The organism is Devosia sp. WQ 349K1 (assembly GCF_016595685.1).
Taxonomy (GTDB): Bacteria; Pseudomonadota; Alphaproteobacteria; order Rhizobiales; family Devosiaceae; genus Devosia.
This window is the reverse complement of the sequence record NZ_JAENGO010000008.1, coordinates 153,607-168,563: the sequence shown is the minus strand read 5'-3', so window position 1 is coordinate 168,563 and position 14,957 is coordinate 153,607. Positions and strand designations below refer to the sequence as shown.

Genomic DNA, 14,957 nt, shown 5'->3' with positions numbered 1-14,957 from the left:
TCCTAACCGGCCGGGGAGACGGCAGCAGCAAGCCCCGTCATTTTGGCGCTGCCCCAAGGCCCCAAGGGGGAGCGCCATGCCCCCAATCAACCATGCATAAACATGATTGTCAAACTCATATTTGATTTTCGGATTATTCAGCCGGAATAGCGTTGACGATTTCGCCGTCTTCCGTGGCGTTCACAGCCTCTGTCGTTGAAAGGCCAAGACGTTCGCGAATAGAGCGTTTACGCGCTGCTAGATTGGCGATTGTGTGCTTGTCCAAAACATCAAAGAAGGCGCCAAGGGCTTCCCGCAATGCGCCATTGAGATCGCATTCGCCGATCAGCGGGCAATCCGCGCCTTCCTCAAAGCACTCCGCCAGTGCGAAATTTTCTTCGGTCAGACGAATGGTCTGCAGCAGGGTGATTTGATCCGCTGGTTTGCCCAGCTTAATGCCGCCGTGACGACCGCGCACGGTCTGCAGCAGTCCTGCTTCGACCAATGGCTTGATCAGTTTGAACAGGAACAGCTCAGAAATTCCATATGCACGAGCTATTTCTGCAACCCTACTGAGGCCTGGCTCGTTAACCGCACAGTAAACGAGTGTGCGAATGGCGTAGTTGGATTGGCGGGTAAGTCTCACGGATGGTCTTCCTTAGGGTCTACCTCTGGCGTCGAGGTGTAACACTCCACCCAGATTATAACCATTCTAAGAAATGTCAACATTTGTTGAGCGGGTTCGTCAGGATAAAAAACCACTGATAGGGCTTTTTTAACGCAACCAAAATGCCGTCACGCACGTTTATATTCGTAACAGGAACTTAAATGCCTTAGGAGGTATGAGTGGAAAAGACGGTTACGCGAGCTCTGCTCAGCGATCGCGCTGTCCAAGCAACGGGTTGCTCCCGTCAGGACGCCAGCACTTTGGTTGATCGCCTTCTTGAAATCGTGGGTGAAGAGCTCAGCATTGGCGAGACCGTCAAGTTGACCGGCTTCGGTACGCTGCAGGTGCGTTCGCGTGCCGAGCGCGTTGGTCGCAATCCGCGCACAGGGGTTGAGCATCCAATTGCTCCCCACCAGACAGTCGTGTTTATTCCGAGCGCGCGCTTGCGCGACGCGTTGGATGATCTTGCCGGTGAGAAATCCTAACTCTTAGAAATATCTTCTATAGAGAGCCAGTTCAGCGGCGCCTATTGCGGAAGCAAGGGCGCCGTTTTTGCCTGCGCTGACGCGCGGCGGTACAAAGCGACGAACCGGCAGGCTCTCGAGACATGTTTGCACCTCGGTCGCCAGTCTCTGGCTCAGTTCGCGGCTGAGCGAGCTATCAATGATCACCAAAGGCGTTTCCAACACGGTCACCGTGTTGAAGATGACGCTCGCCATGGCGCGCGCGCTGGCGGTGATCCAGGTGTTGAGCTGCTCTTCATATCCTTCACCGGTCCACTCAGGCGGGAAGGGTGCAAAAATCTCATTGCCACCAATGGTTTTGCGCAAAGCCAGAAGCGAGGCGGTATAGTGGGCCTCAAGTGGTCCGCCGCCTTCTGGATGCACAAGCATCGAGCCTAAGTCAGCACCATGCCCCGTCGGGCCTTCCCAAAGTTCGCCATCCCCGACAATGCCGGCGGCGAGAAAGTCGCTGGCGAGCAGGTAGACAATGCTGGCCGGGCGTGGCGTCGACAGCGCGATCAGTTCGCTCCAGCACGCAGCATTGCCGTCATTAAAGACCGTTATGTCCAAAGGGGTTTTGCGCGCGAGCTCAGCCTTGGGGTTGATCTCGCGCCAGAGCGCGATCTGCTCTTCCGGTGCGTAAAGCTCGCTCATCCCGCCACCCAAATCGGCGGGGATCGCGAGGCCGATATCGAGCACTTTCTTTCGCCGTTGCGGCGGCAGCGCCCCGAGGGTTTCCTCAATGCGCTCGCCGATCCAGTCGAGCAGGCTATGCGCATCGGGATAGGCGTAGGTCAGCGAATGGCTCTGCACCACCTCGGCATGAAGATTGAGCAGCAGCACCTCGGCACGGGTCCAGCTAATCTCAACCCCAATCGCCAATCCCCCATGGGGATGGAGCGAAATAGGGGTGGCCGGTTGCCCGCGCTTGCCGCGTACAGCGTCACCCCGCATGATTAGGCCATTATCTTCCAAGTCGAGCAGAATGGCCGAGACAGTTTGCGGGGCAAGCCCTGAAATGCGTGAAATCCCAGCGTTAGAAACCCCTGGGTTGAACCCAATAGCGCGCATGACCGTTTTGGAATTGGCCTTGCGCAGAGTGTTGTGACGCATTCCGAGCTTGGCAGGAGCAAAAACGTCACGAGTGTGTTGCTGCGATTTAAACATAAATGAGCTCGCGGAAGCGACAGAAACACCCAGCGTCTATCAAATTGGATATGGAGTTATTTCTGTAAAATACTGATTCGTAATGAAAGTTTGCCATCCTCGCAAAGCAGAGCTTTGGCCGCAAGGCCATCATTGCCCTGCTTTATCAAGGAGCTGGTGTTGATCTGCTGTTAACGTCAGTGTTGCGCCGCGGACGAGGCTGGCGAGCTGCCTAATTGTTGTCGCCGATGCTATAGGAGCAGTCACTCCGGGCTGGGCGACGAGCCAGGCAATCGCGATTTCAGCTGGTGTCGCGTCATGTTCGGCCGCCACGTGATCGAGCGCCGCCAAAACCGCCAATCCCTTGTCATTGAGGTACTGACCCATGCCGCCGCCGCGAGCGGATTGGCCGAAATCGGATGCCTTGCGATACTTGCCGGTCAAAAATCCCGCCGCCAGCCCATAGTAGACCACAGCGCCCACATTGCGCTCGAGCAGATAGGGGCGCAGCCCCTCAAATTCGGCGCGGTCATAGAGATTGTAGCGGGGTTGGCACACTTCATAGCGTGGCATGGCGAGGGACTGCGCGCGCTCTTCGGCGTCGGCCAGCATCTCTGCAGTATAATTAGAGGCACCAATGGTGCGCACTTTGCCCGCCCCAATTAGCCGATCATAGGCCTCCAGAGTTTCGTCATGGGGCGTGTCCGCATCGGGCCAATGGCTAAAATAGAGATCAATATAGTCGGTCTGCAACCGCTCCAGCGACGCCTCAACGCCTGCCATAATAGCGTCGCGTTTCAAGCCGCCCGGCTGGCGGGCCGAATTGACCTTGGTGAAAAGATGGACCTTGTCGCGTCCACCTCTTGCGCTGAGCCACTTGCCAATAGTGGTCTCGCTTAGGCCCGGTGGATTGCCCGGCACCCAATTGGGATAGCCCTCTGCGGTGTCGATGGCGGTAAATCCCGCGTCCACAAAGGCATCCAAAATTGTAAAGGCGGTGGCCTCATCAACGGTCCACCCAAAAACATTGCTGCCGAAAACCAGTGGCTTAATAGAAATGCCGCTGCGGCCTAATTCACGCGCACTCATGCTGTCCTCCCGTTGGACTTGAGGCTCAGTCCACCAGCGTTGCGTCTACCCTGTCTGCGGATAGTTGGCGCGTATGTGTCATGATATTTTCTGTTGTGGCAAGGCGCTGCCGCAAGCTTGGCGATCGGATTGGTCTTTGCGCAGAACGACGGGCAATCACAACCGGCGCGTCACCGAGACGTTATTGCTCCCTCGGTAGCGGACCTACGGGCTGTGACAAGTGGTAGCAGGCGCGGGAATTCTTGTGATTCTTACGACAGTAACGCACACGTGATTATCCGGTATTTAGACCGCAATATCAGGCGTTTAAACGGTTAAGCGTCGTGGCAATTTTCGCGCAAAAGCAAATTTGACCAATTGGTCAGTAATTGGCGTTGCACTTGGGTTTATTCTGAGGTTTTTTATGGGAATGTCCTTTGGTTGTACCATCGGACGTCCACTCCCCGGGAGACGCTCTCATGAAATTGATGAAAACCCTGATGGTCGCGACGGCCATGACGGCTGTTGTCGTCGGCACGGCGCAGGCTAAGCAATTGGTCTACTGCTCGGAAGCCTCGCCTTCGCACTTTGACCCTGGTCCGCAGACCGGTGGTAACGATTTCGACGCCTCGGCGCACACCATTTACGACCGCCTGGTTGAGTTCGCTCCCGGCAGCACCGAAGTCGTTCCTGGCTTGGCTGAGTCGTGGGAAGTTTCGGCTGATGGTCTTGAGTACACCTTCAAGCTCCGTTCGGGCGTGAAGTTCCACACCCAGCCATACTTCACCCCAACCCGCGACATGAACGCTGACGACGTGATCTTCTCGTTCGAGCGTCAGTGGAAGCAGGACAATCCTTGGTACGAATATCTCCCAGGCATGACTTGGGACTATTTCCAGGGCATGGACATGCCTGGCGCGATCAAGTCGCTGGAAAAGGTCGATGACCTGACCGTCAAGCTGACCCTGAACGAAGCCAATGCGCCAATGCTGGCGAACTTGGCGATGCAGTTCGCCTCGGTCGTCTCGAAGGAATATGCTGACCAGCTCGCAGCTTCCGGCGACATGGCCTCCTTCTCGACCCAGCCCGTTGGCACCGGCCCGTTCCAGTTGGTTGATTACCAGCTCGACTCCGTCATCCGCTACCAGGCTTTCCCTGACTACTTCGCAGGCAAGCAGCCGATTGACGATCTGATCTTCGCTATCACCACCGATGCTTCGGTGCGCGCTCAGCGTCTGATCGCTGGCGAATGCGATATCATGCCATACCCAGCGCCAGCTGACATTCCGACCCTTCAGGGCAATGACAAGCTGACCGTTCGTGAAGCCGAAGGCCTCAACATCGGCTATATGGCTTACAACACCACCGAAGCGCCGTTCGACAACGTCAACGTGCGTAAGGCGCTGTCGATGGCCGTCGACAAGCAGGCGATCGTTGATGCGGTCTACGAAGGCGCGGGCCAGGTTGCTAAGAACCTGATCCCACCAACCATGTGGTCTTACAACAACGCTGTTGTTGATGACGTCTACGATCCAGAAGCGGCCAAGAAGCTGCTCGAAGAAGCTGGCGTCACCGGTCTGACCACCGATCTGTGGGCGATGCCGGTTTCGCGTCCATACAACCCGAATGCTCAGCGCGTTGCTGAACTCATTCAGGCCGACTGGGCTGCCATTGGCGTCACTGCCAATATCATCTCCTACGAATGGACCGAATATCGCGAGCGCGGCAAGCTGGAAGACCGTAAGGGTCCATTCCAGATCGGCTGGAGCGGCGACAATGGCGATCCGGACAATTTCTTCGGCACTCTGTTCTCCTGCGCGGCAATTGGCGTGTCCAACTATGCGTCATGGTGTAACGAAGAGTTCGAAGCGCTGATCCAGAAGGCCAAGGCCACGACCGATCAGGCAGAGCGCACCGCGCTCTACGAACAGGCTCAGGTTCTCTTCAAGCAGGAAGAACCAGTCCTCACCCTTGCTCACTCCAAGGTGTTTATGCCGATGAATAAAAAGGTGCTCAACTACACCATGAGCCCTCTCGGCACGCACTCCTTCGTGGGAGTCGACGTCGCAGAATAAGCCTGCCTCGTTACCTATCAACGGGCTTCGGGGGTAATACCCCGAAGCCTTTCTGCATCATGCCACGTCAAAGCTTTGTTATTTGACCGACGCTTAGCTGAGCTGGAAACAGCGGTCTTTCCAATCAGCAGAGTCATCAAGCTGTGGCCAAGAGAACCCGCATATGCTGAACTATATCCTGCGCAAGTTAGCGCTGATAATTCCGACCTTGATCGGCATTTCCATCTGCGCCTTTGCGTTCGTCCGCGTTCTGCCCGGCGATCCAATCCTGGCCATGGCCGGTCAACACGGCGTCACCCCTGAGCGATATGAAATCCTCAAGGAGCAGTTCGGCTACAACCTGCCGATCTGGCAGCAGTATTTCAACTATGTCGGCGGCCTGCTGCAAGGCGACTTCGGCGTCTCTTTGGCCACCAAGCGCCCCGTACTGAATGAGTTCTTCACCCTGTTCCCGGCAACGGTTGAACTGGCGCTGATGGCCATGCTCTTCGCGGTCGCGATTGGTGTGCCCTTCGGTGTTCTCGCAGCCGTCAAGCGCGGCTCGTGGATTGATCAGCTCTCGATGAGCGTCGCGCTCGCTGGCTATTCCATGCCCATCTTCTGGTGGGGTCTGCTGCTGATGATGTTCTTCTCCGCCTATTTGGGGTGGACGCCTGTCTCTGGCCGCATCGCGCTCACCTTCTTCCTCAAGCCCATCACCGGCTTTATGCTGATCGATACGCTGCTGCACGGCAATTGGCCGGCCTTCGTCTCGGCGCTGCGCCATCTTATTCTGCCGGCCATTGTGCTCGGCACCATCCCGCTTGCGGTTATCGCGCGCCAGACGCGCTCGGCCATGCTCGAAGTTCTGGGCGAAGACTATGTCCGCACCGCCAAGGCCAAGGGCCTATCGAGCCGTCGCGTGGTCAACGTCCACGCCCTGCGCAATGCCATGATCCCGGTCATTACCACCATCGGCCTGCAGGTTGGCTTGCTGCTCGGTGGCGCGATCCTGACCGAAACCATCTTCTCTTGGCCCGGCATTGGCAAATGGATGATCGATTCCATTTCCAAGCGTGACTATGTCGCCGTGCAGTCTGGTCTCTTCCTGATCGCCTGTATCGTCATGGTCGTGAACCTTATCGTTGACGTGCTCTATGCCGTCATTAACCCGCGTATCAGGGTGAAATAATATGGCCGCCACACAGAGTTCCCCGACAACCATCAAGCAGCCGAACGCTTTCGCTGAGTTTTGGTTTTACTTCTCAGTCAATCGCGGCGCTGTCATTGGTTTGGCGGTGTTCGCAATACTGATCCTGGTTGCACTCTTTGCGCCTTGGATTGCCCCTTATGCGCCCGAACAGCAGTTCCGCGCCTTCATGAAGGTCCCACCTGCTTTTGCAGGCGGCACTATGCAATTCCCGCTCGGCACCGACGAGCTGGGTCGCGACATCCTCTCGCGCCTCATTCACGGCGCCCGCTATTCGCTCTCGATCGGCCTGATCGTTGTCACCATCGCCGCCAGCGTCGGCATTATTCTGGGCGTTTTGGCGGGCTATTTCGGTGGCTGGGTCGATAACGTCATCATGCGCGTCATGGACATTATCCTTGCCTTCCCATCCTTGCTGCTCGCCCTCGTGCTGGTCGCAATTCTGGGCCCGGGCCTGCTCAATGCCATGCTGGCGATCTCTCTGGTCTTGCAGCCGCACTTTGCGCGTCTCGTCCGCGCAGCGGTCATGGCTGAGAAGGATCGTGAATATGTGGTGTCGGCCAAAATGGCTGGCGCCGGCCACATTCGCCTGATGTTCAAGACCATCCTGCCAAACTGCCTTGGCCCATTGATTGTTCAGGCAACGCTGAGCTTCTCGAATGCCATTCTCGACGCGGCCGCTCTCGGCTTCCTCGGCATGGGTGCGCAGGCACCAACCCCTGAATGGGGCACCATGCTCGCCAAGGCACGCGAATTTATTTCCAGCGATCCGTGGATCGTCACCCTGCCGGGTCTGGCCATTCTGATCACCGTTCTGGCGATCAATCTGGTGGGTGATGGCCTGCGTGACGCTCTCGATCCAAAACTCAAGCGGAGCTGACCCCAATGTCCCTGCTCGAGATCAAAAATCTCACTGTCGCCTTCGATACCTCCAATGGTCTGTTCAAGGCCGTCGATGGTATCGATATTTCGGTCGATGAACGCGAAGTGCTGGCAATCGTTGGCGAGTCTGGTTCGGGGAAATCCGTTGCCATGCTCGCAACCATGGGCCTGCTCCCCGCGTCGGCCCATGTCAGCGCCGACAGCATGACCTTTGCGGGTCGTGATCTCTTGGCCATGTCGGCTGCCGAAAAGCGCAAGATCATTGGCAAGGACATCGCCATGATCTTTCAGGAGCCTATCGCTAGCCTCAATCCATGCTTCACGGTTGGTTTCCAGATCAGCGAAGTGCTGCAAAAGCACCTCGGTCTTTCGGGCCGGGCAGCGCGGACCCGCGCGTTGGAACTGCTGAACCTTGTCGGCATTCGCGATGCGGAAGACAAGCTCAATGCCTTCCCCCACCAGATGTCGGGTGGTCAGTGCCAGCGCGTCATGATTGCGATGGCAATTTCCTGTAATCCAAAGCTGCTGATTGCTGACGAGCCAACCACGGCGCTCGACGTGACCATCCAGAAGCAAATTCTGGATCTGCTCGTACGTCTGCAGGAAGAAACCGGCATGGCGCTGATCATGATTACCCACGATATGGGTGTCGTGGCCGAAACCGCCGACCGCGTTGTGGTCCAGTACAAGGGCCATAAGATGGAAGAAGCCGACGTGCTCTCCCTCTTTGAAAACCCGCAGTCAAACTACACCCGCGCTCTGCTCTCGGCACTGCCCGAGAACGCCGTTGGCGATCGTCTGCCGACCGTTTCCGACATGCTGTTTGAAGCTGCACCAGGAGTTCGCAAATGAGCACTCCAGTCCTAGAAGTCCGCGATCTCAAGCGCGATTACGTGTCCTCGGGTGGCCTCTTCCGCCCGGCCAAGGTCAACCATGCGGTCAAGGGCGTGTCCTTCTCGCTCGAAAAGGGCAAGACCCTCGCTGTCGTTGGTGAAAGCGGCTGCGGCAAGTCCACTCTTGCCCGCATGATCACGCTGATTGACGAACCGACCGCTGGTGACATCCTCATCGATGGTCACAAGGTTTCGGCCGAGAACGTCTCCAAGGAACTGCGCCAAAAAGTGCAGATCGTCTTCCAGAACCCTTATGGCTCGCTCAACCCGCGCCAGAAGATCGGTGAAGTGCTTTCCGAGCCTCTGCTCCTCAACACCAGCTTGAGTGCAGCCGAGCGGCGCGAGAAGGCTATGGCCATGCTGATCAAAGTTGGCCTGCAGCCAGAACACTTCAACCGCTACCCGCACATGTTCTCGGGCGGTCAGCGTCAGCGTATCGCCATTGCGCGCGCGCTCATGCTCAACCCGAGCTTCTTGGTCCTAGACGAGCCCGTCTCTGCGCTCGACCTGTCGGTTCAGGCGCAGATCCTCAATCTCCTTAAGGATCTTCAGGAAGAGTTTGGCCTCACCTATGTCTTCATCAGCCATGACCTCTCGGTCGTGCGCTACATCGCTGACGAGGTGATGGTGATGTATTTTGGTGATGTGGTGGAGCGTGGCACGCGTGAAGACGTCTTCACCAACCCACAGCACGATTACACCAAGACCCTCTTTGCCGCGACCCCGCGGTCCGATGTCGATCACATCAAGGCGCGTCTCGCCCGCAAGAAGGCCGCCGCCTAATCCGGCGTCAAATCGAAGTTTGAAAAAGGGCCTCTCGCACCATACGGGAGGCCCTTTTTCCTTTTCTTACAGAGTGACCTTCGCACCCACCTGTCCCGAGGCAATCAATGCATCGATCAGCCGATGGACGTGCAGCGCGCTATGGCCGGTTGAAACCGGCTGACGATCCTCCAAAATAGCATCGGCGAAATCGGCGATCTGCGCCGCATGCCAATCAAATGGGAAAGCCATCGGGTCGGCGCCTCCGCCGCTGACCGTCGGTTCGCCCACACTCTCCACGCGTCCATCATGATAGGAGAGTGTCAGAGTGCCGCCAGAGAGCGTCGCTGTCGCCTGATCAAAGGCCAGCGTAAGGCTTTCTGCCCCACCGGGATAACAGGCCGTGGTGGCCATGAGCGAGCCCACAGCGCCGCTTTCAAATTCTAGCCCAGCGCTGACAAAATCCTCGGTTTCCATGGTGTGGATGCCCGTCGTCGCCGCCAGCGCAATGACCGACTTCACCGGCCCGGTCAGGCTCAGCATCAAATCCAGCGCATGAATGGCTTGGGTAATAAGAACGCCCCCGCCATCCTGCGCATAAGTCCCGCGCCCCGGCTTGTCGTAATACCCTTCTTGTGGCCGCCACCACGGCACGGTCAGATGCACCATTTGCAGCCTGCCCAATTCGCCACTTTTGACCTTTGACGTTAGCGCCTTGGAGGCCGCGCGGAACCGGTGCTGGAAGATGATCCCCAGTTTCACCCCAGCCGCGTCCGCCAACCCGACGATCTCCTCTGCCGCCGCCAGCGTCCGCTCAATCGGCTTTTCGCTCAGGATATGCTTGCCTGCCTTGGCCGCCTTCTCGACAATCTCCAACCGCGCATTGGGTGTTGTTACGAGCAACACGGCATCCACCCGTGGATCCGCAATCAACGCATCCAGATCTGTCGCTGCTGGGAGGGCATAGCTGTCGCAAAACTCTTTGAGCTGCGCCTGATCGCGCCGATAAACACCGACAACGTCAATCTTGTCTTTAAGCGAGTTGAGCGCCAGCGCGTGTGGTTTGGCCCCCATGCCAGCCCCAATCAGCGCAAGACCAATTTTCCTCTGTTCATCCGCCATTCAGGGCACTCCTTCTATCCCTTAGTTGCGCCATGTTCGCGGCGCAATCTGCCATACCACTTTGCTCGCAGGGGGATTAGCATGAATTTCGGAATTGTCGTGGGTGCAGTTGTCCTCGCCGCTGGCATCGCTGGGGCAGGCTATCTGGTTGGCGATAGCCTCATCACCAGCAAACAGCCTTTGCGGACGGTGACTGTGAAGGGGCTTTCGGAACGCGCGGTCGAAGCCAATTTGGGATTTTGGCCCATTCGTTTCGTCGCAACCGGCGCAACGCTCGAACAGGCCCGCACCAGCCTCGAAACATCGGAAACAGCGGTCAATCGTTTCCTCACCGAGCGTGGCTTTGCCGCGGAAGAAATTCAGGTCCAGAACGTTCTCGTTGAGGATCGCGCTGCGGGCTATAACGCCGGCTCCATTCAGGATGAATACCGCTTCGTTCTGACCGAAGATCTGCTCGTCACCACGGACAAGGTGCAAGACCTTGCCGCTGCCTCCCGCGAGGTCGCCGATCTCTTGCGCCAGGGCGTGGTGTTCTCCGCTGATGCCTATAGCGCCGGGGCGAGCTTTGTCTTCACCGGCATCAATGACCTCAAGAGTGAAATGCTCACCGAGGCCACACAGCGCGCTAAAGACACAGCGGCCCAATTCGCCACCGAATCCGGCGCCAATGTCGGCACGATCCAAAGCGCCAATCAGGGTGTGTTTGAGATCCTGCCTGCGGTCGAAATCCCCAACGACCGTCCGGAAAAGCAGATTGATAAGAAGGTACGCGTGGTGACTACCATCACCTATTCGCTGGTCAATTAAGCCTGCGACGCGCCTTCCACATCCTCATCAAAGCCATTGTTGACCAGTTCGACAATGGCTTCGAGTGCTTCGCGCGCCTGCTTGCCGGTGGCCTGAACCAAAATATTCGAGCCCGGCCCGGCCCCAAGCATCATCAGGCCCATAATGGAATTGCCCGCAACCGAAGTGCCGTCTTTAATAACGGTAATGGTCGCGTCAAAGCACTCCGCTGTCCGCACGAAGCGTGCGGAAGCCCGAGCGTGTAACCCTTTAAGGTTCACGATGGTCAGTTGTTGCGCCAGCGCTCTGCCAGCACCACCAGTTCCGTCCATAGATTAGGATCCGCCGAGGATTGAGTTTGCGACGGTAATATACTTACGGCCCGCTTCCTGCGCTAGAGCCACCGCTTCTGCGACAGGCAAATCGCCCCGCACGCGGCCCAGCTTCACCAGCATGGGCAGGTTAACCCCCGCGATCACTTCCACTTGGCGCGTCTGCATCACAGAGATGGCCAGATTGGATGGCGTCCCGCCAAACATATCGGTGAGAATGATGACGCCTGCGCCGGTGTCGGCGCGGTCGATGGCGGAAAGAATATCCTCGCGCCGGGTTTCAGCGTTGTCTTCAGGACCAATCGCTATCGTTTCGATATATTCCTGCGGACCAACAACATGCTCCATGGCCAACTTAAATTCGTCAGCCAGTGCCCCGTGGGTCACCAGAACCAAACCAATCATAGACAATCCCCAGTCGGCGGCTGCTCGCGTGATGACCTGCGAGACATCGCTTCTGCCCCTTGGCCGAACCGATCCAAGATCGGTCGAATAAGAGCCCGCAGTCTTGCCCTCGCACACCCTAGTTGCAAGGGAAATATTATGAGGCTTGTTACACCTTAGCGCTTGCGCGAAGCGCTTCAAGCACCAGAAGCTCTTGGTGGCCAAGACTAATCTGATTGGCCGTCGGCACTGGCGCGCGTGGGAATTGATAGCCCGCAAGCTCCGTCACCAGCTCATCTTCCTCCACCATGCGGATCAATTCCGGCACAAGGTCGATAATCACAGTGAGTCGCGCCCGTTCCGCATGGGGGCGCTGAACAATGCCGCGCCCGCGCAATTCAATCAGGCCTGCCAAGCTTTTGGGCGCCAGCATGATGAGGCCATTGCCGTCGTCGCTGATGTCGATCCGATCGTCAGCAACCAGACGCGCCTCAAGGCCACGACCGTCGAAGCGTTCTAGCAGGGCGAGCGCGAGAACCGATTTGCCAGCACCAGATGGACCGCGCAGCAGGACGCCTGCGCCATCGAGAATCAAACCGGTGCCGTGAATATTGAGAGCTGTCGTCATGCCCTCAATCTACTTTTTGGCGCGCGGTAACACAATGGTGAACACAGCCCCCGAGCGATCGGTCCGGTTATGGGCCTTAATCGTCCCCTTATGGGCGTCGACAATTTGTTTCGATATCGAAAGCCCGAGGCCCGAGTGATTGCCAAAGCTCTCGGTTTCCGGCCTGTCGGTATAGAACCGCTGGAAAATCCGGGTGACGTCCCCGGTGATCCCCGGCCCCTCATCGCTCACTGTGATGGTGATCTCGTCCGCATCGGTACTGACCGCAACGGTGACCGTGCCGTCCTTAGGCGAGAACGACACCGCATTGTCGATGAGATTGGCAAAAACCTGCGCCAGGCGGCTTTCGTGGCCGCTGATCGTTGTTGTGCCGCGCCCGGTGCGCTTGCCCAGCACAACATTAACATCGCGTCCCGCCGCCATGTCCCGCTGAATAGCCACCATGGCCGTGGCCAATTGCTCGACATCGACCAGTTCCACGCTTTCGCGTGCCAGTTCAGCGTCGAGGCGGCTAGCGCTCGAAATATCGGTAATCAGACGATCAAGACGCCGAATGTCGTGTTGAATAATCTCGTTAAGGCGCTGCTTGTCTTCTTCGCGCTTGGCCAGCGGCAGCGTCTCAACCGCCGAACGGAGTGAGGTGAGCGGGTTTTTAAGCTCATGCGCCACGTCCGCTGCAAAGCGCTCAATCGCTTCAATGCGGTTGTAAAGCGCATCCGTCATCCGGCGCAACGCATAGGACAAGTGCCCAATCTCGTCCGGACGGTCGCTGAGATCGGGGATTTCCGCGCGCGCGTCACCAGCGGTTTGAACGCGTTCTGCCGCCGCCGCGAGGCGACGCATCGGTCCCGCAATGGTCCCGGCGAGCAATAACGAAAGGACGATCTGAACGCCTGCCGCAATCCCTGCGATCCGCAAGAGGCTCCACCGCTCCTGCGCCACCACAGAGTCGATATCGCCAGGCGCGGTCGAAAGCAGAATAGCCCCGACATAGGCGCGCATGCGCTGCACCGGCACGGCCACTGACACGACCAGTTGATTGTGAGCGTCGACACGCACGAAATCGGCTGGCGCGCCCAGTAGCGCCGAGGCGACCTCGGGATAGCGCTGACCTTCATCAGCACCATATTCTTGGTAGGTCGGGTAATTGTCGCCCGGCGACCAGTTGAGCAGCGCATTCCACCAACTGAGGAGGAAGAACTCCTCATGGCTCTCGGTGCTGATCGAGGGGCGCAAGACTTCGCCCTTGGTGTAGATATTGTCGCTGTCGAGAATGAGGAGGCCCTGCTGATCATAGATGCGCGCGCGCGTGCGCGTCGGCATGATCAGATTGCGCAGCACCGGTGCGATCCGCTGCGGATCAATGGGAAATTCCAGCGAAGGGTCATAATAGGAGAGGGGGGAGACATTGCCCGCCTGACTGTCGAGCAGACGGTCAGGATTGATCTGAATGATGTCGCTATCCACCGTCGCCGATGAGGCGATGGCGGCAGAGATGATTTCCCCCTGCACGCGCAGCGATTGCACGCGCGCGTCGATCAGCCCGGCGCGCCATTGGTTGAGATACAAAATCCCCACCACCAGCACGAGCAGCCCCGCCATGTTCAGCACGACAATGCGGCGCGTCAGGCTCGAGAAAATCGTGAGATCGAGAAAACGCTGAATACCGCTGATCAGCTTGATCAGCGGCACAAAGATCATGCGCCAACCCTTGTTCGATGAGCGCTTAGAGCTCTCAGCATGGTCAGGGTCTGCGGCGTTCGGTTCTAAAAGGGGCCCCTCGCTCGACACTGAGGTCTTATTGCTCCTTGAAGCGATAGCCTACGCCATAGAGCGTTTCGATCATCTCGAAATCATCGTCAGTGGCTTTGAACTTCTTGCGCAGACGTTTGATGTGGCTGTCGATGGTACGATCGTCGACATAGACCTGATCGTCGTAAGCAGCATCCATCAGCGCATTACGCGACTTCACCACGCCGGGACGCAGCGCCAGCGCTTGCAAAATCAGGAATTCGGTCACGGTCAGCGTCACGCGCTGGCCCTTCCAGGTGCAGGTGTGGCGTTCTTCGTCCATCACCAGCGAACCGCGCTCAATCAGCGCCTTGCTTGGTGTCGGCTCGCCACCGGCAACGCCAGGTGCGCCCGGCTCGCGCGGGGCCGAACGGCGCAGAATGGCTTTCACTCGTTCTACCAAGAGACGCTGGCTGAAGGGCTTGGTGATGAAATCATCCGCACCCATCTTGAGGCCAAACAACTCGTCGATTTCCTCATCCTTGGAGGTGAGGAAGATCACCGGCACATCCGACTTCTGGCGCAGGCGGCGCAGCAGTTCCATGCCATCCATACGCGGCATCTTAATATCGAGAATCGCTAGATCAGGCTTGTCCGTAGTCAGGCCTTCAAGCCCGGACACGCCATCAGTGTAGGTCGCCACGGTGTAGCCTTCAGCCTCAAGCGTCAAAGACACCGAGGTCAGAATATTGCGGTCGTCGTCTACCAAGGCGATCTTGGGCATGAGCTGCCTTTCTTCTCGTGGTGCAA

At 57.7% G+C, this 14,957-nt stretch carries 16 protein-coding genes; 7 read left to right on the top strand and 9 right to left on the bottom strand.

What is annotated here, in order from left to right; genetic code table 11:
* Window positions 1-133: 133 nt before the first annotated feature.
* Window positions 134-625: an iron-responsive transcriptional regulator RirA gene (gene rirA, locus JHL21_RS16215; RefSeq protein ID WP_169196849.1), complete on the bottom strand. Its 492-nt coding sequence runs from the start codon at window positions 623-625 to the stop codon at window positions 134-136.
* Between the two features lie 200 nt (window positions 626-825).
* On the opposite strand from rirA, the gene JHL21_RS16210 reads away from it, so the two are divergent.
* Window positions 826-1,131, top strand: coding sequence for an HU family DNA-binding protein (locus JHL21_RS16210; RefSeq protein ID WP_169196848.1), 306 nt, complete (start codon window positions 826-828; stop codon window positions 1,129-1,131).
* A gap of 3 nt (window positions 1,132-1,134) precedes the next feature.
* Here JHL21_RS16210 and JHL21_RS16205 read toward each other — a convergent pair whose 3' ends face one another.
* Window positions 1,135-2,316 (bottom strand): ROK family transcriptional regulator, encoded by a 1,182-nt coding sequence (locus JHL21_RS16205; protein WP_200214636.1) that lies wholly within the window; start codon window positions 2,314-2,316, stop codon window positions 1,135-1,137.
* Between the two features lie 129 nt (window positions 2,317-2,445).
* On the bottom strand, window positions 2,446-3,384 hold the full coding sequence (locus JHL21_RS16200) for an aldo/keto reductase (RefSeq protein WP_200214634.1): 939 nt from the start codon (window positions 3,382-3,384) through the stop codon (window positions 2,446-2,448).
* A 458-nt stretch (window positions 3,385-3,842) separates the two neighbouring features.
* Between JHL21_RS16200 and JHL21_RS16195 the strand changes: the two genes are divergently transcribed.
* The 5 genes from JHL21_RS16195 (at window position 3,843) to JHL21_RS16175 (ending at window position 9,185) form a co-directional block, all read left to right on the top strand.
* Window positions 3,843-5,438 carry an ABC transporter substrate-binding protein gene (locus tag JHL21_RS16195; RefSeq protein ID WP_200214633.1) on the top strand — a complete coding sequence of 532 codons (1,596 nt, stop codon included), beginning with the start codon at window positions 3,843-3,845 and terminating at the stop codon, window positions 5,436-5,438.
* A gap of 163 nt (window positions 5,439-5,601) precedes the next feature.
* The gene (locus JHL21_RS16190) at window positions 5,602-6,609 is read left to right on the top strand and encodes an ABC transporter permease subunit (RefSeq protein ID WP_199532821.1); all 1,008 of its coding nucleotides are present in this window, start codon (window positions 5,602-5,604) and stop codon (window positions 6,607-6,609) included.
* 1 nt (window position 6,610) lies between these two features.
* Entirely contained in the window at window positions 6,611-7,507 is an 897-nt protein-coding gene (locus JHL21_RS16185) for an ABC transporter permease subunit (protein ID WP_169196843.1), read from the top strand.
* A gap of 5 nt (window positions 7,508-7,512) precedes the next feature.
* Complete coding sequence (locus JHL21_RS16180) at window positions 7,513-8,361, top strand: ABC transporter ATP-binding protein (protein ID WP_200214631.1); 849 nt, start codon at window positions 7,513-7,515, stop codon at window positions 8,359-8,361.
* On the top strand, window positions 8,358-9,185 hold the full coding sequence (locus tag JHL21_RS16175; protein WP_169196841.1) for a dipeptide ABC transporter ATP-binding protein: 828 nt from the start codon (window positions 8,358-8,360) through the stop codon (window positions 9,183-9,185). The genes JHL21_RS16180 and JHL21_RS16175 overlap by 4 nt, the downstream gene beginning before the upstream one ends.
* Before the next feature lie 66 nt (window positions 9,186-9,251).
* Here the strand turns inward: JHL21_RS16175 and JHL21_RS16170 are convergent, their stop codons facing one another.
* Window positions 9,252-10,286 carry a Gfo/Idh/MocA family protein gene (locus tag JHL21_RS16170; protein WP_200214630.1) on the bottom strand — a complete coding sequence of 345 codons (1,035 nt, stop codon included), beginning with the start codon at window positions 10,284-10,286 and terminating at the stop codon, window positions 9,252-9,254.
* 81 nt (window positions 10,287-10,367) lie between these two features.
* Here JHL21_RS16170 and JHL21_RS16165 point away from each other — a divergent pair, with 81 nt between their 5' ends.
* Complete coding sequence (locus tag JHL21_RS16165) at window positions 10,368-11,093, top strand: SIMPL domain-containing protein (protein WP_200214629.1); 726 nt, start codon at window positions 10,368-10,370, stop codon at window positions 11,091-11,093.
* Here the strand turns inward: JHL21_RS16165 and JHL21_RS16160 are convergent.
* The 5 genes from JHL21_RS16160 to JHL21_RS16140 form a co-directional block, all read right to left on the bottom strand.
* Entirely contained in the window at window positions 11,090-11,404 is a 315-nt protein-coding gene (locus tag JHL21_RS16160; RefSeq protein ID WP_169196838.1) for an HPr family phosphocarrier protein, read from the bottom strand. The genes JHL21_RS16165 and JHL21_RS16160 overlap by 4 nt on opposite strands.
* Window positions 11,405-11,407: 3 nt before the next feature.
* The gene (locus JHL21_RS16155) at window positions 11,408-11,809 is read right to left on the bottom strand and encodes a PTS sugar transporter subunit IIA (RefSeq protein ID WP_169196837.1); all 402 of its coding nucleotides are present in this window, start codon (window positions 11,807-11,809) and stop codon (window positions 11,408-11,410) included.
* Window positions 11,810-11,957: 148 nt separating this feature from the next.
* The gene (locus JHL21_RS16150) at window positions 11,958-12,416 is read right to left on the bottom strand and encodes an HPr kinase/phosphorylase (protein ID WP_169196836.1); all 459 of its coding nucleotides are present in this window, start codon (window positions 12,414-12,416) and stop codon (window positions 11,958-11,960) included.
* Window positions 12,417-12,425: 9 nt separating this feature from the next.
* Entirely contained in the window at window positions 12,426-14,117 is a 1,692-nt protein-coding gene (locus JHL21_RS16145; RefSeq protein ID WP_200214628.1) for a sensor histidine kinase, read from the bottom strand.
* 97 nt (window positions 14,118-14,214) lie between these two features.
* A complete protein-coding gene (locus tag JHL21_RS16140; RefSeq protein WP_169196834.1) occupies window positions 14,215-14,931 on the bottom strand; it encodes a response regulator transcription factor in 717 nt (238 codons plus the stop codon).
* Between the last annotated feature and the right edge of the window lie 26 nt (window positions 14,932-14,957).